At 38.9% G+C, this 25,721-nt stretch carries 20 protein-coding genes; 4 read left to right on the plus strand and 16 right to left on the minus strand.

The window, feature by feature from the left end; translation table 11 throughout:
* Positions 1 to 3: 3 nt before the first annotated feature.
* The 6 genes from B6F02_RS07510 to B6F02_RS07535 all read right to left on the minus strand — a co-directional run bounded on the left by B6F02_RS07510 (position 4) and on the right by B6F02_RS07535 (position 6,691).
* On the minus strand, positions 4 to 1,137 hold the full coding sequence (locus B6F02_RS07510; RefSeq protein WP_080146742.1) for a glycosyltransferase family 4 protein: 1,134 nt from the start codon (positions 1,135 to 1,137) through the stop codon (positions 4 to 6).
* Positions 1,138 to 1,154: 17 nt separating this feature from the next.
* Complete coding sequence (locus B6F02_RS07515) at positions 1,155 to 1,907, minus strand: glycosyltransferase family 2 protein (RefSeq protein WP_080147403.1); 753 nt, start codon at positions 1,905 to 1,907, stop codon at positions 1,155 to 1,157.
* An 11-nt stretch (positions 1,908 to 1,918) separates the two neighbouring features.
* Positions 1,919 to 3,298 carry a sugar transferase gene (locus B6F02_RS07520; protein WP_080146743.1) on the minus strand — a complete coding sequence of 460 codons (1,380 nt, stop codon included), beginning with the start codon at positions 3,296 to 3,298 and terminating at the stop codon, positions 1,919 to 1,921.
* Between the two features lie 39 nt (positions 3,299 to 3,337).
* Complete coding sequence (gene wecB / locus B6F02_RS07525; protein WP_080146744.1) at positions 3,338 to 4,456, minus strand: non-hydrolyzing UDP-N-acetylglucosamine 2-epimerase; 1,119 nt, start codon at positions 4,454 to 4,456, stop codon at positions 3,338 to 3,340.
* A gap of 171 nt (positions 4,457 to 4,627) precedes the next feature.
* On the minus strand, positions 4,628 to 5,554 hold the full coding sequence (locus B6F02_RS07530; protein ID WP_080146745.1) for a glycosyltransferase family 2 protein: 927 nt from the start codon (positions 5,552 to 5,554) through the stop codon (positions 4,628 to 4,630).
* A gap of 81 nt (positions 5,555 to 5,635) precedes the next feature.
* Positions 5,636 to 6,691, minus strand: a complete 1,056-nt coding sequence (locus tag B6F02_RS07535; RefSeq protein WP_080146746.1) for a glycosyltransferase family 2 protein — start codon at positions 6,689 to 6,691, stop codon at positions 5,636 to 5,638.
* 228 nt (positions 6,692 to 6,919) lie between these two features.
* Here B6F02_RS07535 and B6F02_RS07540 point away from each other — a divergent pair, with 228 nt between their 5' ends.
* The 3 genes from B6F02_RS07540 (at position 6,920) to galE (ending at position 8,951) form a co-directional block, all read left to right on the plus strand.
* Positions 6,920 to 7,336, plus strand: a complete 417-nt coding sequence (locus tag B6F02_RS07540) for a nucleotidyltransferase substrate binding protein (RefSeq protein ID WP_080146747.1) — start codon at positions 6,920 to 6,922, stop codon at positions 7,334 to 7,336.
* Positions 7,329 to 7,667, plus strand: coding sequence for a nucleotidyltransferase family protein (locus B6F02_RS07545; protein WP_080146748.1), 339 nt, complete (start codon positions 7,329 to 7,331; stop codon positions 7,665 to 7,667). The genes B6F02_RS07540 and B6F02_RS07545 overlap by 8 nt, the downstream gene beginning before the upstream one ends.
* 270 nt (positions 7,668 to 7,937) lie before the next feature.
* Positions 7,938 to 8,951 carry a UDP-glucose 4-epimerase GalE gene (gene galE / locus B6F02_RS07550; protein ID WP_080146749.1) on the plus strand — a complete coding sequence of 338 codons (1,014 nt, stop codon included), beginning with the start codon at positions 7,938 to 7,940 and terminating at the stop codon, positions 8,949 to 8,951.
* Positions 8,952 to 9,648: 697 nt separating this feature from the next.
* Here galE and B6F02_RS07555 read toward each other — a convergent pair.
* The 5 genes from B6F02_RS07555 to B6F02_RS07575 all read right to left on the minus strand — a co-directional run bounded on the left by B6F02_RS07555 (position 9,649) and on the right by B6F02_RS07575 (position 15,765).
* Positions 9,649 to 10,416 (minus strand): carbohydrate deacetylase, encoded by a 768-nt coding sequence (locus tag B6F02_RS07555; RefSeq protein ID WP_080146750.1) that lies wholly within the window; start codon positions 10,414 to 10,416, stop codon positions 9,649 to 9,651.
* Positions 10,417 to 10,755: 339 nt separating this feature from the next.
* Positions 10,756 to 11,064, minus strand: coding sequence for a hypothetical protein (locus B6F02_RS07560; RefSeq protein ID WP_080146751.1), 309 nt, complete (start codon positions 11,062 to 11,064; stop codon positions 10,756 to 10,758).
* A gap of 322 nt (positions 11,065 to 11,386) precedes the next feature.
* Positions 11,387 to 12,820, minus strand: coding sequence for a glycoside hydrolase family 1 protein (locus tag B6F02_RS07565; RefSeq protein ID WP_080146752.1), 1,434 nt, complete (start codon positions 12,818 to 12,820; stop codon positions 11,387 to 11,389).
* A gap of 24 nt (positions 12,821 to 12,844) precedes the next feature.
* Positions 12,845 to 14,749, minus strand: coding sequence for a beta-glucoside-specific PTS transporter subunit IIABC (locus tag B6F02_RS07570; RefSeq protein ID WP_080146753.1), 1,905 nt, complete (start codon positions 14,747 to 14,749; stop codon positions 12,845 to 12,847).
* A 167-nt stretch (positions 14,750 to 14,916) separates the two neighbouring features.
* Positions 14,917 to 15,765, minus strand: a complete 849-nt coding sequence (locus B6F02_RS07575; protein WP_143745245.1) for a PRD domain-containing protein — start codon at positions 15,763 to 15,765, stop codon at positions 14,917 to 14,919.
* A gap of 411 nt (positions 15,766 to 16,176) precedes the next feature.
* On the opposite strand from B6F02_RS07575, the gene B6F02_RS07580 reads away from it, so the two are divergent.
* Positions 16,177 to 18,117, plus strand: a complete 1,941-nt coding sequence (locus B6F02_RS07580) for a heavy metal translocating P-type ATPase (protein WP_080146755.1) — start codon at positions 16,177 to 16,179, stop codon at positions 18,115 to 18,117.
* A gap of 36 nt (positions 18,118 to 18,153) precedes the next feature.
* Here B6F02_RS07580 and B6F02_RS07585 read toward each other — a convergent pair whose 3' ends face one another.
* The 5 genes from B6F02_RS07585 to B6F02_RS07605 form a co-directional block, all read right to left on the minus strand.
* Entirely contained in the window at positions 18,154 to 18,483 is a 330-nt protein-coding gene (locus B6F02_RS07585; RefSeq protein ID WP_080146756.1) for an ArsR/SmtB family transcription factor, read from the minus strand.
* A gap of 1,334 nt (positions 18,484 to 19,817) precedes the next feature.
* The gene (locus B6F02_RS07590; protein WP_080146757.1) at positions 19,818 to 20,018 is read right to left on the minus strand and encodes a hypothetical protein; all 201 of its coding nucleotides are present in this window, start codon (positions 20,016 to 20,018) and stop codon (positions 19,818 to 19,820) included.
* Positions 20,019 to 20,139: 121 nt separating this feature from the next.
* Entirely contained in the window at positions 20,140 to 21,555 is a 1,416-nt protein-coding gene (locus B6F02_RS07595) for a glycoside hydrolase family 1 protein (RefSeq protein ID WP_080146758.1), read from the minus strand.
* A gap of 116 nt (positions 21,556 to 21,671) precedes the next feature.
* A complete protein-coding gene (locus B6F02_RS07600; RefSeq protein ID WP_080146759.1) occupies positions 21,672 to 23,030 on the minus strand; it encodes a PTS sugar transporter subunit IIC in 1,359 nt (452 codons plus the stop codon).
* A 1,905-nt stretch (positions 23,031 to 24,935) separates the two neighbouring features.
* Complete coding sequence (locus tag B6F02_RS07605) at positions 24,936 to 25,652, minus strand: GntR family transcriptional regulator (protein WP_080146760.1); 717 nt, start codon at positions 25,650 to 25,652, stop codon at positions 24,936 to 24,938.
* Between the last annotated feature and the right edge of the window lie 69 nt (positions 25,653 to 25,721).

Below are 25,721 nucleotides of genomic sequence, written 5' to 3' on the forward strand. Positions count from 1 at the left end.
CTCCTACTTATCTATAATCTCATTGTACATTTTTATATATTTTTTTGAGATATCCATCCAATTGAATTTCATAAAATTTTTTAAAGCATTCTCAGACAGTACATTATAATGAGCAACGGCTGTTTTGATTTTCTCAGAAATATCTTTAGGATCTGTTGCGACAACAGGATATCCAACCTCTCCATCTGGAAATTGGCCATCAAATCCTTGTCCTTTTGTATAAATAACAGGTAAACCTTGACTCATTGCTTCTGGATAAACAAGCCCAAAAGTTTCTGAAAAAGAAGGCATAATGAAAATATCATTTTCTCTATATATATCAATAAGTTTTTCTCTTGGTTTAGGCTCAATTATTGTAATGTCTATATCTTTTACATTCATGACAATATCAACGTAATCACTTTCAAACTTTTTACCTACAATTGTCAGAGAGGCATGGTATTCAGGATTCCGGTTCAATTCTCTAATCGCATTAACAGTCCCCATAATATTTTTCAGTTTCATAATTTTACCTGCATAGATCAGTTTGATGTCTTTTTGATCTATTTCACTTTTAGGCTTGTTAGCATTCTCAAACCAAAAGTCATCAATTCCATTAGGATTAATTATGCTTTTGTCAAGAATATCTTTCTTATCTTCTGGCTTCTTTATAAAACCATCTAGTAATTCTTTTCGATTAGACGCTGAAAGAAAAACAATACGTGAGGCATTTTTTAATATTGCTCTGCCTTTGTTTCTTAAATTCGGACGTTTTTTGAAAAAACTATTAATATCTGTATAACCTCTTACTGTAACAACGTATGGAATCTGATACTCTTTAAATAATCGGTACGCCACATTTCCATCTGTAAATAAAGTATGTGCATGTGTAAGATTAAACTGTTTAGGATCTAAATTCGCTTTCAGTTGTTTCATAATCTTATACTGTTTTAAAGAAAAAATATATTTATCTTTATCAACAAAAGAGACTGGGTTATAGACTGCATGCTTAGATTCATATATAATTTCTTCTTTTTTTTCTCTCTTCATAGGCATGAATATTTTATTATGCACTTTGTCTGATTCTAGCTGATCTATCAGATTTTCATGTAACTTAGAGGTTAGAAAATTTGAATTTATATGAAGTACATTGATCATTATAGATCTCCTTTATTTTAAACTCTTCTTAAAAAGGCATTAATTAACGAACGGGATAAAAAATAAACAGCAAGAGGCAACGGTAATTTTTCTAAATTGCGATACGTATTCCACGTTCTTTTGATCGCTTGAACCTTGTTACTTGATAGTGAACCATCTACTGCTCTATATTGGTTTAAAGTTTCGTTTAAAAGGTATGCATAATCAATATCCCGTAAAATTTTTAACCAAGTTGCTGTATCTTGCCCTTTTCTGACTAGAGGCATACGAAAATCACCTATTATTTTCCGATCTAAAATAACTGTGCTGCAAGCTATAGCCGTGTTTTTAAGCAACCCGTAATAATTTAATTTCTTAGGAAGATCAGCAGCTTTTTTTCTCAGTGTACCGTCATTGTTGATTAACTCAAACTTGGTATAACTAAACGCAATATTGTTTTGCTTCATAAACCCTATCTGTTTTTCTAATTTAGTTGAATACCACTTATCGTCGCTATCCAGAAAAGCGATATATCTACCTTGCGCAGTTTCAATACCTTTATTCCTTGCTACTGCTGCACCCGAGTTTTTTTTTAATTTTATATATTTTATTCTTTGATCAGTGCTTGCAATTTCTTTAATAATTTCTGCACTGTTATCTGGTGAACAGTCATCAACCAGTATCATTTCAAAATTTTTATAAGTTTGATTTTGTACTGATTGAATCGTTTCTAAAATATATTTTTCTGCTTTGTATACCGGTGTTACAATCGAAATCAATGTATCCTGCATATTCGTCACTCTCATTTTATTATTTCAATACTGTTTGGTATATCTCCGATTTCCGCTTGCTCTTCTAAACCTTGTGAAGAAACTTTATCAAATAAAATTTTAATTGTTTGTAAAAGGATTTTTATATCTAAAATAAATGAATATTTTTTGATATACACTAAATCGAAGTTTAACTTGCTGTTAAAGTCGGTTGCATACTTACCATAAACTTGTGCATATCCCGTTATACCAGCTCTTACATTATGACGAAGGTAATAATAAGGGTTTTCTTCATTAAACTGATCTACAAAGAATGGTCTCTCTGGTCTTGGACCAACTAAGGCCATATCTCCTTTTAATACATTCAGTAATTGAGGCAGTTCATCGATACGCAGTGATCGCAAGTACTTTCCAATAGTCGTTACGCGTGTATCGTTTGCCGTGGCTAAAACGGGCCCAGAGTCTTTCTCGGCTGTTGCACTCATCGTACGAAACTTCAGAATATTAAATTCTTTTTGATCTTTCGTTATTCTAACTTGCTTATAGAAGACAGGTCCTTTAGAAGTAGCTTTAATTAAAATAGCAGTCACAAGCATAATTGGAGAAGCAATCACTGTTAGTATAAGTGATACTACTAAATCCACTATCCGTTTAATCAAATCGTCTTCTGGTGGTATTTTAAAATTCGATACTTCTATGACACTTTCATCTTCAATACTCATCATATTAGGATTGACTAAAACCATATTTTCAAAACTTGTATTTAAAAATAACTTTTTTTGATTTCTGATCAGCATATCGTAAATTTTAGTTTTTTCTTCATCTTTAATATGACCGGCAAGATAAACGATATCTACTGATTGCATATGCTTCTTGATATTTTCGTAATAATTATTCATTACTGCTTTGGTAATAACATGTCTTTTATTTTTTGAATTTTCAAAATTATGAACTGCTTTTCTACAATTATCTTCGGTTCCTACAACCATAACTGTTTTAGTACCATCTATTCTTTCGTACAGTTTAAAGATTAATGTTCTCCATAAATACAGTAAGATTGTACTGACTATGAAGCTAATTAATATAATTGTCCTTGGGAACGCAAACCATCTACCTACAAATGTCATAGCCATAATAAGAATAGTCATCAGTAGTTGGACTATAATGGTCAGATATAGAAAGTCTGATTTTTGCTTGTTATATAATATATATATTCCAAACAAAATGTTTAATAATATAAAACCAATATAGATGTATATGCTTGCTTCTTCAAAAGCTTGATAATTTCTAGCTGGAAGCTCCCAGCTATATCTGATTAAGAATGATAATAAAATAGAAAAATGGTAGATTAGAATATCGATAATCCCTATTACGACTTTTCTTGTTCGATCAAACCCGTTAGAATGGGCCATAATGGATCCTCCTAAAAACTTTAAATCTCATTTTGAGTGTTATTTTTTACTAAAGAACTTATTAATTTTAACTACTATTTCCTTACTAGCTGTTCCATCTCCATAAGGATTTTCAGCTAATGCCATTCCATTGTAAGTTTCTTGTTCAGTCAACAGTTCGTCAACAGCTCGATAAACACTATTTTTATCAGAGCCAATTACTTTTAGCGTCCCGGCTTCGAGTCCTTCAGGCCGCTCTGTCTTGTCTCTTAATACTAACACTGGAATATCAAATGCAGGAGCTTCTTCTTGAAGACCTCCAGAATCAGTCAGAACAATATGAGCTTTGGAAATGACTTTATGGAAAACATCCACTTCTAGTGGTTGCGTTAGAAGGATTCTATCATGTCCGTTTAACATTTCTTTGACAGATGCTTGTACACTTGGACTTAAATGTACGGGCATAATAATTGCCACTTCTGGGTGTTCTTCTACTATCTGTTTGACTGCTTGAAAAACTTGCTTCATCGGCTCGCCTTGATTTTCTCGTCTATGCATTGTAAGAAGAATCCATTTTTTGTCAGATGTCATCTTATCCAGTACGGGGTGTTCCATCTCTAACTTCCGCGTGAAGGCAATGGCATCAATGGCTGTATTACCTGTTACGAAAATTTGGTTTTCTGGTTTATTTTCTTTTATTAGATTTTGTTTAGTTAACTCCGTCGGTACAAAGAACAGGTCTGCCAGATTATCGATCAGCTGACGATTCGCTTCTTCAGGAAACGGAAAATACTTGTCGTATGTTCTTAGTCCTGCTTCTACATGGCCGATGGGAATTTGCTGATAATAGGCAGCCAGTGCCGCTGCAAAACTGGTCGTCGTATCTCCATGTACCAGTACCATATCAGGCTTATCTTCTATAAAAATATTTTCCAGCCCTTTGAGTACTTTCATTGTAATATCGGATAAAGTTTGATTTCTTTCCATCACGTTCAAATCATAATGAGGATGGATATCGAATACTTTCAGCACTTGATCAAGCATTTCACGATGTTGTGCTGTTACAATTACTTGAGTTTCAAACTGGTCAGTATGCTTTTCTAATTCCTTGATGACTGGGGCCATTTTAATGGCTTCAGGCCTAGTGCCAAAAATGACAGCAATCTTTTTTCTATTCATCCAATTAATCGTCCTTTTATATCGCATTGGGAAATTCACTTTTTTGATGATTTGTACTATTAATGCATTAAAACATTATACCTATTGACGTTTACGCATTCAACAAGTATTCTACCATAAAAAAAGCCTTGTAGTTAGTGAAGTTTTTTAAAGATTCACTTAACATTCAGGCTATTTTGTCATATATTGTCTTAATCTTGAAAGGTTAATTCTAAGTTTGTCTTTTAGTGAGATTGTCTTCAGCTTTTGCAGTTCTTTTTTTAATTCTGGTTCTACTTTGCTTTGCTGAAGCCCATTGTAGATTGAGAGCAGTTGTCTTTTCAAAAAGTTCTTTTGTTTTTCTGTATATTGGTCAGATTGATACTCATTTTCTAACAGCTTAAATACTTTTAAATAAGATTCGAAAGACCGTTTCTTATGCAGCGGAGTCTGCTCCGTCATCGTTGATGCGACTCTGTATCTTCTATGATAGTAGGCCTGATCTACGTAGCACATTCTTTTAGTGTGCAGAAAGACTTGCGTCGTAAAGTACTCATCTTCATGCAGGATTCCCTCAGGAAACAGGATGCGATGTTCTTCTAGTAAATCTTTACGAACTAAGTATAAACAAGGAGAAGCCGAGTAAGCTTTCTGATTTTTGACCAGACTCTCTTCATTTGAATAAATCTGATCAGGACTCAAAACAGCAGAAAAATCATATTTTCCTTCTTCAGAAATGGCAGTTCCGCCTTCGAAAAAGGATTGTCCATTGAAGCGTACTAGATCCGCCTCTGTTTGGATCGCCTTTTGAACAAGACTTGAAACTGTCTTTGGTTCGATCCAGTCATCTGAATCAACAAAAAGGATATACTCGCCGCTCGCTGCTTTTATTCCCTGGTTTCTGACGGCGCCTTGTCCTTGGTTGGTTTTGTTCAGCGTTAACGAGAGTTTGCTGCGGTAAGGCTCAAGCAGATACGGTGTCGCATCAGTCGATCCATCATCAATGACAATGATTTCTAAATTTGAATAGGTTTGGTTTAATATGGAATCTAAACATTCCTCAACATATCGTTCAACGTTGTATGTCGGAACGATAATAGAAACTAATGGCTGGTGCATAGAAACCTCCTTTCTACGTTTTTCACTAATTTTAAATTATTCAAGCATTAACTAAGACATTTAATTTAGTCCATTCTTATCTCAAGACGTAAAAAAGCGTCTGACTTTCTGGAATACTTTGCGGTAGTTATTCGCCGATTCATTTCGTTTTTCCATCAATTTGATGGCCATAGCATAATGGCCTTTTTGGATCCGCTGGTGCAACAGTCTTCTGAACGGATTCGGTTCTCTTCTGTCTTGTTTGATGACATATTTTTGAATGTTTTCTTCTGAACAGATGGTTTGAATCCATTCGACTTTTTCTTCTTCAGTCATCGGACAGTCTGGATGTGCCACATTGGCGATTTCCAGGTAGACTGGATGCCAGAATTCTTGCTTCAGTAAATCATTGAAGTCGGCTTTCATGTCCCAGTACTCCACCAGATCTTTGAAACGAAGTGCAATATTCAACTCCATCTCGAACCGGTCTTCTCGGTAGCGATTGACCGCTGAACCTGCATGTTCTACATAATGATAATACGCTTTTCGACTGAAAGCGACATGCTGCAGTTCTTTGAAGACTTTAAGATTGAACAAGGCATCTTGTCCCAATTTCTGGTCTGTAAACCAGATGCGATTCTCTCTTAAATATTGTCTTCTATATAGTTTATTCCACAATGCATAAGGTGTGAAATGATAAAAGTTGCGGAAGTGTTTCCGGAATCCTTCTTTTGTATAGAAATGCGGTTGTCTCGGCAAGAAACTTTCACGGTCTTCTGGTTTGCCCTCTGCTTCTCTAGTATAACCGAAGACGACGACTTCAGCCTGTTTTGCGTCAGCTAACCGGACGTTATCTGCGAGTAAAGTCGGCTTAAAGTAATCATCCGGATCCGCAAAATAAATATACTTGCCTCTCGCTGCTCTCAATCCTGCATTGCGCGCTTTTCCTGAACCCATATTTTCTTGGTGGATCACTTGGATCAAAAGCGGCTCTTCTTCCGCAAACTGGTCGCAGATCAATCCGGAATCATCTGTCGAGCCATCATTCACTAAGATCAGTTCAAAGTCCATTTTTGTCTGCTTCAAGGCAGACTGAATAGCCCTCGGCAAATGAGCTGAGACATTGTAAACTGGCATAATAATGGACACATCGAACATTTGAATTACTCCTCACCTGACTAAAATCATACTGACTTATTATACAACATACTTAACCTTTATCATAGATGGTTTGCCTAACTTCTTTTGTAGAGAATATAAAAAAAATTTTTAACGATTAAACTTCTTTAAATTGTTCTCAGTTTAGTTTATCAATAATTGAAGAATGTGTTAACAGTATCAATATGTGTTAAAATACAGTCAAACAAATTCTGAGGAGAGATACTGATGACTCACCCAAAAGAAATCAGGTGGAAACTAAGGTATACTGATTTTGATCGTGCTTTTAGACAATTAGCTGAGGGAATACAACGGTATCATAGTGAATCATTTGATAAACTTCTCCTAGAAGGCATTATCCACCGCTTTGAATATACTTTTGAATTAACATGTAAAACATTAAAAGATTACCTTGAATCCAAAGGAGAATTGGTGAGATCTCCAAAGTCGGTCATCAAAAAATCATTTGAATACGAATTTCTTGAAAATGGAACTTTATGGATTGATATGCTGAATGATCGAAATCTCTTATCCCACACATATGACGAAAAAACATTTAAAGAAGCATTTGATAAAATTCTCAATCAGTACTATCCCGCCATTCAAAAAGTTCATCATAAGTTAGAAGGGTTATATAATGAATGATAAAGAATCTTTTGGTATCGAAATGGAAAGCTATCAGCGACTGACTAAGTTCTTGAAAAGCGAAAGCAGCATTGATGAAGTCATTCTATTTGGAAGTCGGGCTATAGGACATGCACGAAAAGGATCAGATATTGATTTAGCTTTAAAAGGGCCTTTACTAACATCCAGTTCAGTCTCCAGTCTTCGTGCGTTTATCAATCAAGAGTTGCCTATCCCCTATTCTGTAGATCTCGTTCATTATGACTCTTTAGAAAATACAGCACTTAAGCATCATATTGATACGGAAGGAATACATTTTTTTAAAGATCAAAAAACCGCTCATACAAATTAGAGCGTCCTCCAGAAATCAGCTTTAACTCTGAAATCTGGAGGCTTTTTTTAAAATTTTTATCTGAATACTTTTTAATGTTATCTTTTTACAACTGCATTAATAAAAGACCTAGTACAATTAAACAGCTAGTGACCTCGAAAGTAAAATCTTTTACTCTTATTGTATTGATATTCCATGCGCAAGTTTTGTGATTATGTTAAAATTGACTAGATTAGAAATACGTACTAAAAACTGATCTTAAGAATACATAACGATATAAGGAGCGATTTTATGGCTATTTTAGTAACGGGCGGTGCCGGCTATATCGGATCACACACCGTGATCGAACTGTTGAATGAAGATTATGAAGTTGTCATCGCGGACGACTTTTCCAATTCAAAACCGGAAGTTCTGAACCGCATCAAAGAGTTATCAGGTAAAGACTTTGTATTTCACGAAGTAGATGTTGCAGATAAAGAAGCATTAAGAAAAGTATTCGAACAGCACGATGACCTTGAAGCGGTGATTCATTTTGCGGGCTATAAAGCTGTCGGCGAGTCTGTGGCTAAACCACTGATGTACTACCGCAATAACTTGATGAACTCCATTGCATTGATGGAACTGATGAACGAATTTGATGTGAAAAATATGGTCTTCAGTTCAAGCGCAACGGTATACGGGATGAACAATCAGGCACCTTTTACAGAAGATATGCCGTTGTCTACGACTAACCCGTACGGAACGACTAAGCTGTTTATCGAACAGTTTATCCAAGATCAAGTGGCGGCTGACCCTGAGTGGAGTGCTGCATTGCTGCGCTATTTCAACCCGATCGGTGCCCATGAATCCGGTCGTATCGGAGAAGACCCGAATGATATCCCAAACAACTTGATGCCATATATCACTCAAGTCGCAGTCGGCAAACGCGAAAAACTGTCTGTCTTCGGTAATGATTATGACACTGAAGACGGGACAGGTGTGAGAGACTATATCCATGTTGTCGATTTGGCTAAAGGTCATATTCGTGCACTGGAAAGCGTGTTGAGAACAATGGGTGTGGAAGCTTACAACCTTGGAACCGGCGTCGGCTACTCCGTATTGGATGTCGTCAAAGCCTTCGAACGCGCCAATGATGTGGAAGTTCCTTATGAAATCGTGGACCGCAGACCTGGCGATATTGCAACCAGTTACGCTGACGCGACAAAAGCACAGAGAGAACTGGACTGGACCGCTCAACTTGGTCTGGAAGATATGTGCCGCGATTCCTGGAACTGGCAGAAGACAAATCCGAACGGGTTTGCTTAATTTAACATTGAAAGTATCCTGTGACCTGATTAGAGTTGTTCATTGAGCAGCTTTAATCAGTTTTTTTGTATCCTATGATGTATGCATTTTATGGGGGTGGTAGATCATTCAGCGTGATATAGAAAATGGAAGGAAATAAGTCGCTGAATTTGACCTTTATTCAGTGAGTTAATTGGAGTGGTGCGGAATAAGGTGCCGAATTTGGCCTCTATTCAGCATGTTAATTGCAGGGAATCAGAACAAGGCGCCGAATCTGGTCTCTATTCAGCGAGTTAATTGTAGGGAACCAGAATAAGTCGCCGAATTGGACCGCTATTCAGCGAGTTAATTGCAATAAGTCAGAATAAGGCAACGAATTGGGTCGCTATTCAGCATGTTAATTGTATTTGAACAGAACAAGTCACCGAATTTGGCCTCTATTCAGCGAGTTAATTGCAATGAACCCGAATAAGGCGTCGAATCGCGTCGCTATTCAGCATGTTAATTGCAGGGATTCAGAATAAGTCACCGAATTGAATCGCTATTCAGCGAGTTAATGAAACAAAAGCGGCAATAAGGACAATATTCTCGGCACTAGACCGAGAATCCACCTATTTTAATAAAGATACACCAAAAGAGATTGCCCGGATCAATAGACAATTTCCTTTTATTGAGTGGGAATAGTAGTAGAATGTGATTGCCTGAAAAAACTTGAAAATCAGATATCTCGATAGTTAATGAGCTGGATTTCGGTATCTTCTTTTATACGTTTAACAAATGCTGATTTTATTAAGAAATCCGTTTGGTATATACGCGGCACTGAGAAAGACGTATGGGTTGCTAAGAATCGATCGATATACCCTACATGACACATGATTTCTGTGGTGTCATATTGATGGAGTTTTTCGATCAGCTGATCAGTATAAGGCTCTATCTTCTGCTCTTCCTTTTCTTCTTGCATCCATGTTCCGATCAGGTCAAAATCTGGTTCAAAGTAATCTGTCGTTTTAACAGCTGCTTTTTGATCAAAGTTTCTTCTGATAGGCAAATTATACTTTTCTGCTAATCTGATGATGACTTCTGAATGTTTTCCTATTGTATGTATATGATGATGGCTGTCTAGATGCGTGGGTTGGACTCCGTGCTGAATCGCTTTTTGGATTTGACTATTCCACTCTTCATACAGCTCATCTAAATCTACTGCTATTGTTCCTGCTTTGTATTCAGACAGTTTGTGAAATTGACCAGTTAAATCGGTCAATGAATTGACTTTTCCGCTAAGCGGTTTCAAAAACGTCAGTGTTAAATGGATGCCTACCCCTAAGCTAGAGGTTTCCTTTGCCATTTGGACGGCTTGCTCAAACCCCGGCGTATTCGTCATCAGTGTGGCTGAGGTTAGTATTCCTTTTTTATGTGCTTCTAAAATACCATGATTGATTCCGCTGCTATAGCCAAAATCATCTGAATTGATTATTACTTTGCCCATCTTTTTCTCCCCTTTATTCTTATAGTCTCACTAGTCCAAAAGTCAAAAAAGTCAAAAACAGTTTAAGCGGCATGTGTTACTAACGACTATTTTATATGTTAAAGACCATTAGTACTATTTATTCTCACAAACTGAATTTTTATCCCTTATATTATTTTATCTATCTAATCTGCCCTGTTTCTACTGAAAAGTTTATCATACTATTGGTTTGAAATGCATTTATCTTCATTCCATATATATCCAAAGAACATTAAAAACCCCTCTCAAACGGAAGATCCGCTGTTTGAGAGGGGCTGGTCGTTTATTTGGTTTGTTGAGCGTCAGTCTGATGAGTTCGTTCTATTCAAACAAATCATCTGTTGTAATATAGTCGTATACTGAGTGTTTTGAGCGTCTTTTTTCTTGTTGAGCGCCAGGGTAGTTAGATGCTAGTGCATCTTCAATTTCGTTGAGTGCCAATCTTTCCTCCATAACAGCTACTTTGTTCAGTAAGCTGGTGTACTCTTCTCTGCTGATAATCACGGCTTGGTTTAGGTGATTGTCATAAACGAAAAAGGGTTGTTGAGTCTGGTTGACATCTCTAATAATCTCTTTCAAGTCAGCTTGAGTGAAGGTAATCGATTTGATTCCTTTTAATTCTCGTTTCATCTTTCTTACCCCCTTTTCTTCTATCCTATCTGAACTATACGATGAATAACACGTATTTTCAATTAAAACGCCTCATAATGGAAATTATCATTAATTTTATGATAAATACTGACTATGGAAACTAGACATCATGAGTATGCAACTGCTTGATTCCAACTTAAGTTGAAATAGTCCAGCCTGCGTGTTACGTTAGAATCATCGTATCGTCTTGTGAATTGAGTCCTTTTTAATATTGCTTTGGGGTTGGGTCTCGATTTATATATATAGAAAAAAGGCTTGCAGTCGCTAGTATTCACTAGGGCTGCAAGCCTCTTTTATGCGGTTATGCTTTTAAGCTTTCGCCGTTTGTTGCGATGACTTCTTTGTACCAGTTGAAGCTTTTCTTTTTGTAGCGTTCAAGGGTTCCTGATCCGTCGTCGTGACGGTCTACGTAGATGAATCCGTAACGTTTTGCTAGTTGTGCAGTTGATGCACTGACTAGATCGATACAGCCCCAAGTTGTGTAGCCCATAACGTCTACGCCGTCTTTGACAGCTTCTTTTACTTGAACCAGGTGATCGTTCAAGTAATCGATACGGTAGTCGTCGATTACTGTTTTGTTGCCATTTTCATCAGTGATCAATTCGTCTTTGGCGCCTAGACCATTTTCAACGATGAACAAGGGTAATTGGTATCTATCCCAGAATTCGTTCAAGACGATACGAAGTCCTTTAGGATCGATTTGCCATCCCCACTCTGAAGCTTCTAGATAAGGATTTGGAACGCCGCCAAGGATGTTTCCTTCCCCTTTGACTTTCTTGCTTTCGTCCGCTGTATCGGTTGAACTCATGTAGTAACTGAATGAGATGAAATCTACTGTGTGTTTCAATAGTTCTTCGTCTTCAGGTGTTACGTCAAGTTCAATGTTGTTTTCAGCGAAGTACCGCTTGACGTATCCAGGATACTCTCCGCGTACGTGTACATCTGAGAAGAAGTAGTTCTTTCTTTCAGATTCCATGACTTCAATCACATCATCTGGATTAGGTGTCAGTGGATAAGTCGGCATCGCCAATACCATACACCCGATTTGAGCATCCGGCATGATTTCATGTCCTAGTTTCGTTGCTAAAGCGCTCGCCACTAATTCGTGGTGAACTGCTTGGTATAAGTCTTGTTCTGAAAGCTCTTCAGGCGGTGTAGAAATGCCTCCACTCATGAAAGGTGCATGTAATACAGAGTTGATTTCATTGAACGTCAACCAGTATTTTACTTTGCCTTTATAACGATTGAAGACAGTGCGAACATAGTTTTCATAGAATCCGATCATTTTGCGGTTGACCCAGCCGTCGTATTCTTTCGCTAAGTGCAGAGGTGTTTCGTAGTGAGATAATGTGATCAATGGTTCGATTCCATATTTGTTCAATTCATCAAATAAGTCATCGTAAAATTGCAGTCCTGCTTCATTTGGCTCGTTTTCATCACCATTAGGGAAAATACGTGTCCAGGCGATTGAAGTACGGAACGTTTTAAAGCCCATTTCTGCAAATAACTTGATGTCTTCTTTGTAGCGATTGTAGAAGTCGATCCCTACTAGTTTCATGTTAACTTCAGTCGGTCCGTCAGTAATTTCTCCAAATCCTCCGTTAGGTGTGACGTCTTGAACAGAAAGACCTTTTCCGTCTTTATCGAATGCACCTTCGAACTGATTTGCAGCAGCTGCACCACCCCATAGGAATCCATCTTTGAATCCGGTAACGGGTTTAGTATTAAAGCTCATTTTATCTCTTCCTCTCAAATTAAATTATGAAATTGCAGATAGTAATTGTTCTTTCTCAAAGATTTCGCCTTCTGTTGTAACGGATACTACATCTAAATAGTCAAAGGTATTAGTTACAATGATCATGGTGACAGTATTGTAGCCAGCTTCTTCAATAGCTTTGACATCTGCTTCAACAAGTACGTCTCCAACATTCACGCGGTCTCCAACTTTTAGTTTAGGAGAAAAGTGCTCACCTTTCAACTGTACAGTATCAATTCCGATATGAATCAGTACTTCCGCACCGCTGTCTGCTTTGATTCCGATCGCATGGTGAGAGTCCGGGAATACAGTGATTTCACCGGAAACTGGTGCAACAAAAGTGTTAGAAGCGGGTTTGATGGCAACCCCTTTACCCATGATTTCATCTGCAAAAGTCGGATCAGGAACTTCATTCAATGGAACGATTTCTCCTTTTACCGTTGCAAAAATATCTGCTGGTTTGTTGCCTTCATTGTTCGCTTCTACGACTGCTTCTGATTTTGCTTCTGGATCGTTGTCGATTTTAGATGAAGCGACTGGTTCAATAACGTTTTCTTCAAAACCGAATACAAATGTTAACGCAAAAGCGGCAACAAAACTGATCAAGATTCCGCCGATCAGGTAGAAGATATTTGCCCCATTATCTGGATCAATAAATACTGGAGCCATTGGAAGACCTGGTACACCTGTACCAAATGCTTTGACCATGAACATCACGACGAACGCTCCACCTAGAGCACCACCCGCCATTGCTGCATAGAAAGGTTTTTTCAGTTTCAAGTTCACTCCATACATTGCCGGTTCCGTTACCCCGAATAAAGCAGAGATTCCTGAAGATGTTGCAAGTTGTTTCATATTTTTGTCTTTAGATTTAATTGCTACGGCAAACGCTGAACCTGATTGAGCGATGTTCGCTACAAACATAACTGGAATGATCGTTGTGTCATATCCCAGTGTTGCAAGGTTCCCGACTACCAGCGGTGTAAAGGCATAATGCATTCCAGTGATGATGATCAAGGACATCGTTCCACCTAAAATCAATCCGGCAAAAGGTCCTGTATTGGCAAATAACCAGTTGATGACATCCGCTAATCCTACCCCAATATAGTTTCCTAGTGGTCCTAAGAATAGGAGTGTAATGGGAATCGTGATGGTCAAAGACAGTAATGGACTGAACATCATTGATATCACGCTAGGCATCCACGAACGTACCCACTTATCAATGTATGACAGTAACCAGACACCTAAAATGATTGGAACAACAGATGAGCTGTAGTTGATATAAGGCACATCGATTAAACCAAATAAATTGATCGGTGCTGCATCTGTACCAGCTGCATTTAAAATCGTCGGATACATCAATCCACCAGCAACTGTTAACGATAGGAACTCACTGGTCTTGAATTTCTTAGCTGCTGAAACTGCTAGTAAGAATGGCAGGAAATAGAATACGATATCTGAAATCAGGAATAATAACTGATAAATTCCGCTAGTGTTAGACATCCAGCCTAATGCTATAAATAGTGCTAAAAATCCTTTAAGTAATCCTGTACCTGCTAATGCCGGTAAGATAGGTGAGAAAATTCCGGAAACGACATCCATGATTTTAGAGACGATGCCTTCTTTGTTGTCACTTGGTGTTGGCTCAGAAGAGGTACTTCCACCTAGTTGTTCTTCAAGGTTTTCGTATACATCAGCAACTTTGTTCCCGACGATCACCTGGAACTGGTCTCCTGAAAATTGTGCCCCCATAACACCCGGCACTTCTTTAATTTCGTCTAGCTGAACTTTACTTTTATCGTTCAAGTTAAAGCGTAAACGTGTTACACAATGCCAGGCATTGTTGATATTTTCTTTTCCGCCAGTCAGTTCTAAGACCTTCTGAGCAATTTCTTTGTTAGAGCTCATTGTTTTCCTCCTGTTGTTGTTGTTTCCCTGCTGCCCATCACAGCGAGGACAAATAACTGGTAAAAAAAATACCAAATATTTTCTTATGTACAGGAAAAAAGAGTGATCCCGTAAATAAGAAAATATTTGGTAATGCCTGATCGAATCAGTGACAATCCTTTTATTTTCTATCGTTTTATTCTGCTTGTAACGCGTCTGATATGAAGAGTTAAGTAAAGCATTTCATCCGAAGACAGTTTCCAACCTTCTTGCTTATATAATAAATTAGATACCTTTTCAGCAGCTTCATAGGCTCTTCCGTAAGTTGTTTTAACTGCTTCAACAACCGTCTGATCAATACTTTCTTGATGCATGTTTTCTCCATGTGTCTGACGAATAATGAAATATCTTAAATGCGTCAGAAAACGCACGTAATTCAAAGATTCTTCATCCAGTTCAATCTGGAAATGGTACTTCACTACTTCTAAGATTCGATTGATTAACTTAGTCATTTTAACCGTATTTTCAAGTTTCCCTTCATCATTTTGAGCGTTGACGAAGTGATACGTGATGAACGTTTCTTCACTTTTAGGTAAGGTAACATTCAGTTGATTGTTAATGGTCTCTATTGTTTTTAAAGCTGCTTGATATTCTTTTGGATAAAGTTTTTTAACTTCCCAGCGCAGATTTTCTGTGTACTCTACAGACTCTTGTGTTCTCTGAATAGCATAATTCAAATGGTCTGCTAATGTAATATAATTACGTGTACTAAATGTGATTTCCAGAAATCTTTCTGCTTCTTTAGTGACTTCTGAAGCTAGTTCAATAATCTCAGGATCTATACTCGCAATCGTTTGTAGTAAATCAACTTGTCCGTTCGTCGGCTCAGCAACAAATCTGCGGTCGATGATCGTTTTATCTACGTTATCGCCCTTTTCACTACCGAATCCTATTCCTTTGCCAATAACGATCCATTCGATATCTGACGAATCTTCTACTAATGCAACATTATTATTGAATTTTTTCAAAAATTTCACAGATATCCTCCTTATTTTGAGCAAAAAAATAGCCTAAATTGAATACAACGGTTCATACCGAAGAATTCAGATTTAGGTAATGCCTGATCGAATCAGTGACAATCCTTTATTTTTCTCACTTTAAATAATATACCATGGAGAATATTCAATGTAAACCCTATTTTACTATTAGGATTTTGATGTCTTATTGGATAGTTCTTTTTCTTTTATTTTGAATCTGAATCTAGACTGTTCATCAAAGTTTACTCTTTTTTAAATCATCACTTATTTTATTTTCTTTATTTTCTTTCTTTATTTCTTTTGACAAATGAATGGAAATTCATGTATAATCACTTCATACATATGAATAGTCACTCATTTATAAACTTGATACTCCTTCAGTGACTAACCTAACAGTAAAGGATGAGATTAATGCACACAAAATCTTTAAATCAAGCAAATGTTGCAGATCGTAAATACATTGAGGAAGATCACCATCATGGTAAATCCCCTATTATTTTATATAGTTTAGGATTGCTTCTTTATCTGCTTGTTCTATTCGGAAGTTTTAATCCTTTGATCGAAAACAGCTTATTCATACTGACGATGCTGTTATCTGGTTATCACGTTTTATCAGAAGGCATTGTCGATACTGTTACAGAATCAGTTAAACGAAAAAGGTTCCATCCCAACGTCCATTTACTGATGGCATTAGCTGCCTTAGGTTCTTCCATTATTGGTGCGTTCGATGAAGGAGCTTTGTTAATACTGATTTTTGCAGGTGCTCATTTTTTAGAGGACTATGCAGAAGATAAAAGTAAAAGAGAAATCACTAATCTGCTGAAGATGAATCCAACCGAAGCCAGACTAGTGCTCTCTTCCGGAGAAACAAAAATAGTCAACGTCTCTTCTTTGAAAATCGGTGATGAACTAAAGGTCTTGCCGGGTGATCAGATTCCAACTGATGGAGAAATCATAAGTGGATCAAGTTACATCAACGAAGCAAGTATCAACGGTGAAAGTATTCCTAAGGAAAAAACGGTTCAAGATGAAGTGTTCGGCAGCACGATTAATGGAGACGGCTCGTTCAATATGAAAGTAACAAAAAATAGTGAAGATACGGTCTTTGCTAAAATTGTCGAACTGGTCAATCAGTCACAAACGAATTTATCCAAGACTGCTACCAAAATCAATAAAATCGAACCGATTTATGTGACAGTTGTTATGATTGTTGTGCCGGTATTTATTCTTTCGGTCCCTTTCTTGTTAAACTGGAGCTGGAATGAAAGTTTTTACAGGGGAATGATTATGCTAGTTTCCGCTTCTCCCTGTGCTTTAGCAGCCAGTGCCGTCCCGGCTACATTATCGGGTATTTCTAATTTAGCCAAAAGAGGTGTTTTGTTCAAAGGCGGCGCTTATTTATCTAACCTTGCCAACATCAAGTCCATCGCATTTGATAAAACCGGAACCCTTACTGAAGGAAAACCGTCTGTAACAGACTATTATTTTATCAACGAAGATCAAGCAGATGAATGGATCAGTATTATTGTAAGCATGGAAAAAAGCGCTAATCATCCCTTGGCAAATGCTATACTGGAAAAATTCCAGTCTCAATCTGATTTCCTTCCAGATTTATCCGTAGAAAACAATATCGGAAAAGGCCTTGCAGCAATGGTTCAAAACAAACACTATCAGATCGGGAAACCTTCATTATTTGAAAATGTTCCAAGCGAAATACAAACACAGTCTGACCAATTTTCTAATGAAGGAAAAACCGTTGTCTATTTTAGTGAAGAGAACAAAGTGGTTGGCATTATCGCTATGATGGATTTACCAAATCCAAATGCTAAAGCTGTCATCCGTTATTTAAATAAACAAGGTATTCATTCCACAATGATTACCGGGGATTCTGAACTGACTGGAAAAGCGGTAGCGAACATGCTGTCGATCGATGAAGTGGCTGGAAATGTTTTACCGGAGAATAAATCTCAGATTATTGCTGAATCTCAGAAAAAATATGGCTATACTGCTATGGTCGGTGACGGGATCAATGATGCACCTGCTTTAGTAGCTGCCGATATTGGGTTTGCTATGGGAGAAGGTACTGATGTCGCTATTGATGTGGCGGATGCGGTAATTATGAAAAATGATTTAACGAAGTTTCAGTATGCACATAGAGTTTCGAAAAAATTGAACCGAATCGTGTGGCAGAACATTCTTTTCTCAATGTTGATCGTCGTCTTGCTTATTACTTTGAACTTTTTTGGCAGAGTCGATATCGGAATCGGTGTATTAGCTCACGAAGGAAGTACAATATTAGTCATTTTAAATGGATTAAGATTACTGTTACCAATAAAATCATCATTACAATAAACCTAAAAAAGTAAGACATCATCTTTGAATTTTGTCTTACTTTTTTTGTTCATCTGGAATGCTCTCTTTTGTATGTGTTCTTACCTGTTCCAAAATCTTGAAGACATGATCATCATCTAGGCTATAGAATACCGTTTTTCCGTTTCTCCTTGGTTTGACTAAACGATTTTGCTTTAAAGTTCTTAACTGATGCGAAATCGCGGACTGATGCATATCTAATGCATCTGCTATATCGCCTACATTCATTTCTTGTTCTTGAAGCATAAAGAGAATGGAGAGTCTTGTTTTGTCACTGATGACTTTAAAAAACTGACTGATCGGTTGGATCATCTCTTTATCTAACTTAGATTTGGTGCTGTCTGTCATGATTGTTCTCCTTATTTCTTGATTAAAAATTATATCAGATAATGAATGAATCGTAATCATTCTGTTCTATCTACATTATAATCGTAAGTGACTGCAGATAACAAGCGGATTCTTTCCGATTCCTGATTCTTATAAGGGTATCTCGCTTTGATGTCTTAATAGTGGTGAAGATATACGCTATTTAATGCCCTATTCCTTTTTTGCGTGTTTAATTCGCTGAATTGGCACTTTATTCGGCTATTAGCTGATAACTCGCTGAATCAGCGCTCTATTCGTTACGTTATTTTCTCATTAGACGGTTAACTCGCTGAATCAATGCTCTATTCTGCACGTTATTTCCTTTTGGCGCTTTTAACTTGCTGAATCGGCGCTCTATTCGTTACGTTATTTTCTCATTAGACGGTTAACTCGCTGAATCTATGCTCTATTCTGCATGTTATTTCGTTTTGGCGCTTTTAACTTGCTGAATGGGTGCTCTATTCGTTACGTTATTTTCTCATTAGATAGTTAACTCGCTGAATCAGCGAGTTATTCTGCATGTTATTTCGTTTTGGCGCTTTTAACTTGTTGAATGAGCGCTCTATTCGTTACGTTATTCTCTCATTCTGCGGTTAACTCGCTGAATAGACACTCGATTCGTTACGTTATTTGCTTTTTGGCACTTTTAACTTGCTGAATGAGCTCTCTATTCGGTACGTTATTCTCTCATTAGACGGTTAATGCACTGAATCAGCGGCCTATTCTGCGCGTTATTTCCTTTTGGCGCTTTTAACTTGCTGAATGAGCTCTCTATTCGTTACGTTATTTTCTCGTTAGACGGTTAACTCGCTGAAACGGCGCTCTATTCTGCACGTTATTTCCTTTTGGTGCTTTTAACTTGTTGAATAGGTGCTCTATTCGTTACGTTATTCTCTCATTAAACGGTTAACGCACTGAATCTGTGCTTTATTCTACACGTTATTTCTTTTTGGCGCTTTTATCTTGCTGAATCGGCGCTCTATTTGTTATGTTATTCTCTCATTAAACGGTTAACTCGTTGAATAGACACTCGATTCGTTACGTTATTTGCTTTTCAAACAGTTAACTCTATGAATCTGCTTCCTATTTAGCGCACTATTTCCTTTTCGAACGTTTAGCTCACCGAATCGGCCTTCTAATACCGTGCTGCAATAGTAAGAGGAGCTGTTTTTTTCAAGTCTGCTTATTAACCCTCTGACTAAAGGTGAAGAATCTGGCGATTCTCTCTGAATGGTACTGCTGTCTCAGGTTGAACCGCCAGTTTTATGCTGTCGTCAAGATTCGGGAATGACATTTCACTGAAATCGGGGGTTGATCTAGTGGTTTTTGGTTCGTTTTTCGAGGACTTTCAAGAGTGAGATGAGTAGGATGAAGGTGAGGAGGAAGAAGACGCTGAAGTTGGTGGCGCCGTAGCGTGAGATCATTTGGTTGGCTTGGGTGCTGATCAGGATTATGTAGATGATGTAGATGAGGTAAAACGGGTTTTGTTTTATGAATGCAACGAGTTTTTTCCACATGGTATTGCCCTCCTTTTTTGGTTAAGTATAGCCTATCACCGCAATCGATACAACGCTTTCTTGAACAAAAAAGATGCTGCGAAAGCTTTTCAACTTCCGCAACATCCCTCTTTCTATTCTATTATTTAATTTCAGCATCCGACTGAACCAGCGTTCTCGACTGGATCAATTCTTTGTACCACGATCCGGATTTTTTCAGTTTCCGCGTCCGCTGCTCGTCCAGCTCGATGCGAACCAGTCCGTAGCGATTCTTGAACGCATTCATCGGCGACACACAATCCGTGAACGCCCATAACATGTAGCCCTCACAGCTCGATCCTTCCTCTACCGCCTTCAGCAGCCAGGAAATATGCTCCCCGATGAAGTCGATCCTGTAATCATCCTGCACCTCGCCCGCATCATTCATAAACCGCTCTTCCTGCTCGATCCCCATACCATTCTCGGTGATCAGCCACGGAATATTATCATACTCATCCTTGATCCGCATCGCCATATCGTACATCAGCTTCGGATAAATCTCCCAGCCTCTCGACTTGTTCATCCGGCGCCCCGGCAGGTCAAATGAATTGTAATACATCTCCGGGTGGAATGGTGTCTCTTTGTTCCATTCGTGTTTCGGTGCTTGCACGCGCTTTGGAAAATAGAGATTGATACCCAGAAAATCCACTGTGTTTTCCATAATCAACTGGAGCTCTTCCTCGTCATGGTCAAACAAGATATCGTGCTGCTTCAGCAAGTCGATCAGTTCATCTGGATAAGTTCCTTTGACGGCCGGATCCAGAAATACTCGGTTGTAGAATAAGTCAAAGAGATGAGCTGCTTTCTGATCCGCTTCCGAAGAAGAACGGGCATAGGTTACCTCCGGATTAAGGATTGTCCCGATTCTGCCTTCTCGGCCGCTTTCACGGAAAGCTTTCGTGACTTTGGCAGTCGCCAGTACTTTGTGATGATTCCACTGCATCCACTTTTTAGTATTTTGCTCATGCGGCCATCTGATGGCGTCTAGATAGACTCTGGTTTGAACGACCACGGGTTCGTTGAACACGAACCATTGTTTTACGCGGTCGCCGAAACGGTCAAAGGCGATTTTGGCATACTCGACAAACAGGTCGACGACTTGCTTGGAACTCCATCCATCATATTTTTCCTGCAGCTGTGCCGGCATTTCATAATGCTCCAGGCATAGCATCGGCTCCACATTTGCTTCAATCAGTGCATCGATCATGTCGCTGATATGCTGCGCATAGGATTCATCAACGATCAGATTCTCATAGTCTGTGAAGAATCTTGCCCAGTTGATGCTGGTCCGGTAATGCGTCAATCCGATTTCTTTCATATGATCGATGTCTTCTTGATAGTTTTCCATAAAGTTGGTGGCAACGGCTGGTCCATAACCTTCATGCCAGACGAATGTTTCGTTTTTATACCAAGAATCCAAATAGGAATCCTGATCTTCTTTCTTGCCGCTCCAGCCTTCCGTCTGCCAAGCTGAAGAAGCTGCTCCAAGTACAAATTGTTCCGGTATGCTCTGCTTCATTATTAAACCCCTTACATCTTTTTAATCTTTGATTTATTTTTTTTGATCCTACTGCTGTAATTTATTCTAGTAATGATCAATTGAAAGTTCATATCTGGTAATTTTTGACACTCATTTTATTGATTTTCCATATTTGGCTCGCCAATCACTTCTTCGCCAAATTCTTCTTTTTCGATTTCCTGCACGCTGGCTTCTTTGTTTGCAATTCTGACAAACGGCAGATAGACCAGTACAGAGACAGCAATACAAACTACTTGCGTAACCACTGCGCCCCAGCTTCCTGCTGTTGCTAGCCATCCACTAAGCAGCGGCGGCGTTGTCCAAGGAATCATAACAACGGCTCTTCCGGCAAATCCAATGACTGTCGCGAAGTAGCCGATCACTCCGGTGATGAGCGGTGTGATGACAAATGGAATGGCCATGATAGGATTCAACATGATCGGCATTCCGAAGATAACCGGTTCATTTACATTAAATAATCCTGGCGGTGTTGCCAATTTACCGATTGAGCGGTAATCATCTCTGCGGCTTCCGATGAAGAGTGCGATCAATAGACCGATCGTCATCCCGGAACCACCCATAGACATGTACATATCCCAGAATGGCATACTGATGATATTTGGAATTTCACGTCCTGCTTCAAGTGCTGACGTATTTTCTGCAATCGCTGCTAGCAAAATCGGCTCTCTGATTGGTTTGATAATTTGATTACCATGAATCCCGATAACCCAGAACAATTGAGCGACCAGCATCAAGAGTAAAATACCCGGCAAGCCTTGAACTAAACTTTCCAGCGGTCCTTGAACAACGTTGTAAATAATATCGTAAATATGAACACCGGTTACCATATTGATGGCAAAACCAATTGCTGCAATAGCAATAATGGTAATCAATGTCGGCAGCAAGGCTGAAAAGGATCTGGCAACGTTAGTCGGAACGGAATCCGGCATTTTAATGTTCAGTACTTCTCGTTTCCCTAACCAGGTGAACAATTCAATTGATCCAATCGCCACGATCATTCCTAAGAACAACCCGCTTGAACCCGTGTAACTGCTTGAAACGACATCAGCGACTGAGACATTGCCAGCCCCTTCAACCAACACTTCAATGGTCGTTGGAATGACTGCAATATAAGATACGGCTGCTAACAACCCTGGGAAATGCCCATTCAAGTTATTCAATTTAGCCATTTCATTCCCGATAAGGAATACAGCTAAGAGCGCCATCATATCCATCGTCGCATAATTTACCATTTGTGAAAGCGGCTTGAGTGTTTCCAGCCAGCTTAACCAGCTGATTTGCGCCAATCCATTCGTGCTGTCGAACACCATATTTGAAAAGAGCGTCGCAAAGGCTCCCGTAATGATGATCGGCAGTAATAACGTGAATGAGTTCTTGATTGCAATAATGTATTTATAGCTGTTGATCTTATAAGCAACCTGATTCAGCACATTCACAAACTTACTATTCTCCATCTTCTTTCCTCCTTGATTTATCACTTTCTGTAACTGCTTACAACGTAAGTTTACTTGAAAGCGATTTAAATGTAAAGCGTTATTATAAATTTGTATTTACAAATTTTACCTTTAGTGGTTTTTTAAATTGAGTTTTACCTTTGAGGAGGCGTTTTGAGGCTTTGTGTCAGAGTCTGATACATATATGGGCAGTTGTCGTTGAGTTAATTTGACGTTGACTTCGCTTTTGAAAAAGCTGCGGCTTATTGTTTGTACTCACTCTCTGTTTCGATTTGAGTGCAGAGAATTGATGGTTTATTCTCCGTACTCACGTTTAGTTTGAATTTGAGTTCGAAGAATTAAAGCCTTAATGTGGGCACTCACTCTCTATTTCGATCTGAGTGCGGAAAATAAGAGCCTTACTGTGAGCACTCACTTCAACTTTGAATTTGAGTACGGAGAATTAAAGCCTTAATGTGGGCACTCACTCTCTATTTCGATCTGAGTGTGGTGAATCGGAGCCTTATTTTGGGCAGTCATTCTCTTTTTCGATTTGAGTGCGGTGAATAAGAGCTTTATTTTGGGTACTCATTCTCTGTTTGAAGTTGAGTTCGAAGAATCAGAGCATTATTGTTGGTACTCACTCTCTGTTTCGATTTGAGTGCGGTGAATAAGAGCGTTATTGTGAGCACTCACTTCCACTTTGTATTTGAGTAGAGAGAATTAAAGCCATATTGTGAGCACTCACTCTCAGTTTGGAGTTGAGTTCGAAGAATCAGAGCGTTATTGTGGGCACTCACTTCCACTTTGTATTTGAGTAGAGAGAATTAAAGCCATATTGTGAGCACTCACTCTCAGTTTGGAGTTGAATTCGAAGAATCAGAGCGTTATTGTGGGCACTCACTCTTAGTTTCGATTCCAGTACGGAGAATGAGCTGCCAATTTTTGGTACTCGTTCGCTATTTTGTTTTAAGTTGTGAGAATCGGCGACGTATTATCATTATTCGCTATTTTTTTAGCTTGAACGCAGATAATTAAGTTCCTATTTTTGCTTTTACCAGCTTAAAACCTTAAATTCAGTGCGCTATTCCTTTCTTAGAGTTATATCATGTGGAATAAGTGCCTTATTCAGTGCACTATTTCCTGATTGAAGATTTATCGTGTGGAATGCGAGGCTTATTCGGCGTGTTATTCCCTGCTCGCTGTTTTATAGTGTCGAATGCGTACTTTATTTAGCATGTTATTTCCTGTTCGGAGCTTTATCGTGTCGAATGTGCGCTCTATTCAGCACGTTATTTCCTACTCAAAGCTTTATCATGTCGAATAATTGCCTTATTCTGTACGTTATTTCCTGTTCGAAGATTTATCGTGTGGAATGCGTGCTCTATTCAGCACGTTATTTTCCAATCGGGGCTTTATCGTGTCGAATGAACGCTTTATTTGGCACTTTATTTCCTGATTGAAGATTTATTGTGTGGAATGCGTGCTTTATTCGGCACGTTATTTCCTGATTGAAGATTTATTGTGTGGAATGCGATGCTTATTCGGCGCGTTACTTTCTGCTCATCAATTTATCGTGTCGGATGCCACCTCTATTCGTCACGTTATTTCTCCTTCGCCTATTTATCGTGCTGAATTCGAGCGCTATTCTGTATGCTACATCTTCTTCACACATACAGCATGTCGAATTCGGCCTTATTATGTAGGATAAGCTGAGGAACGAAGGCTTCCAACCTCATTCGTTCGCTTCGGCAAGATTCCACTGCCCTGCTATCCGCATCAATAAGCGGCTTTGACCTATATTAAAACGACTCTCTTCGGCAACTCGCGGCCTGTCTTAGCAGCACTGTCCTCCATGGGTGACATTTCAAGAAAAAAGAACGTCACCCTGATGGAAGCTGGCTGCTTGGTGGGTGACGTTGCGCATTAGTTGTCTTGGTTGATGAAGGACATTTCCACCATGTCGAAGCGGTGGTGGACGGTCGAGTATTCGAAGGGGACGCCGGACTTGAGGAACATGATTTTTTCGACTTCGAGGACGGGATCGTCGTCTTTGCAGTCGAGGTATTTTTTATCAGTTGCGGTCGGCTTGGCTGCGCGGACGATTTGACGATTGTCGCCGAAAACGATACTCAGCTCTTCACGAATGTAGCGGTAAACGGAATCCTTGAGCACCTCTTCGGTAATACCCGGAATGGTGTTGACCGGCACGACCGTGTTTTCCAGCGAGTACGGACGGCCGCCGAGAATGCGCAGCCGCTGGTAATGATAGATCGGCGTTTCCTTGTTGATCATGAGCTGCTGCTGTTCCGTCTCATCTGGAAAACGAACATCAAAACGAATCACCTTGCTCTCCAGCTCCACCTCATCCTGAATCGCAGTCGTCAGCCCCACATTGTGCCCGATCTGGATGCTTGACTGTGCCTGCAGCAGCGCATTCCGCTTCACATATGTACCTGACCCCTGAATCGTATACACCAGCCCGGCCGTCGTCAGCAGATCCAGCGCCCGCTTGATCGTGACCCTGCTCGTCCCAAACTCCTCGGCAAGTGAATGCTGATCCGGAATCCGCTCATCCACCGCATACTCCTTACTCTTGATCCGCTCCCTGATTTTCTCTGCAACTTCCTTATACTTCGGCAAAGTCCGACCTCCTTTTTAGTAAAATGCTTTCTACGTGTTCATCTATTTTAAAGTATATTTCAGTATTTT

Source organism: Marinilactibacillus piezotolerans (assembly GCF_900169305.1).
Classification (GTDB): domain Bacteria; phylum Bacillota; class Bacilli; order Lactobacillales; family Carnobacteriaceae_A; genus Marinilactibacillus; species Marinilactibacillus piezotolerans_A.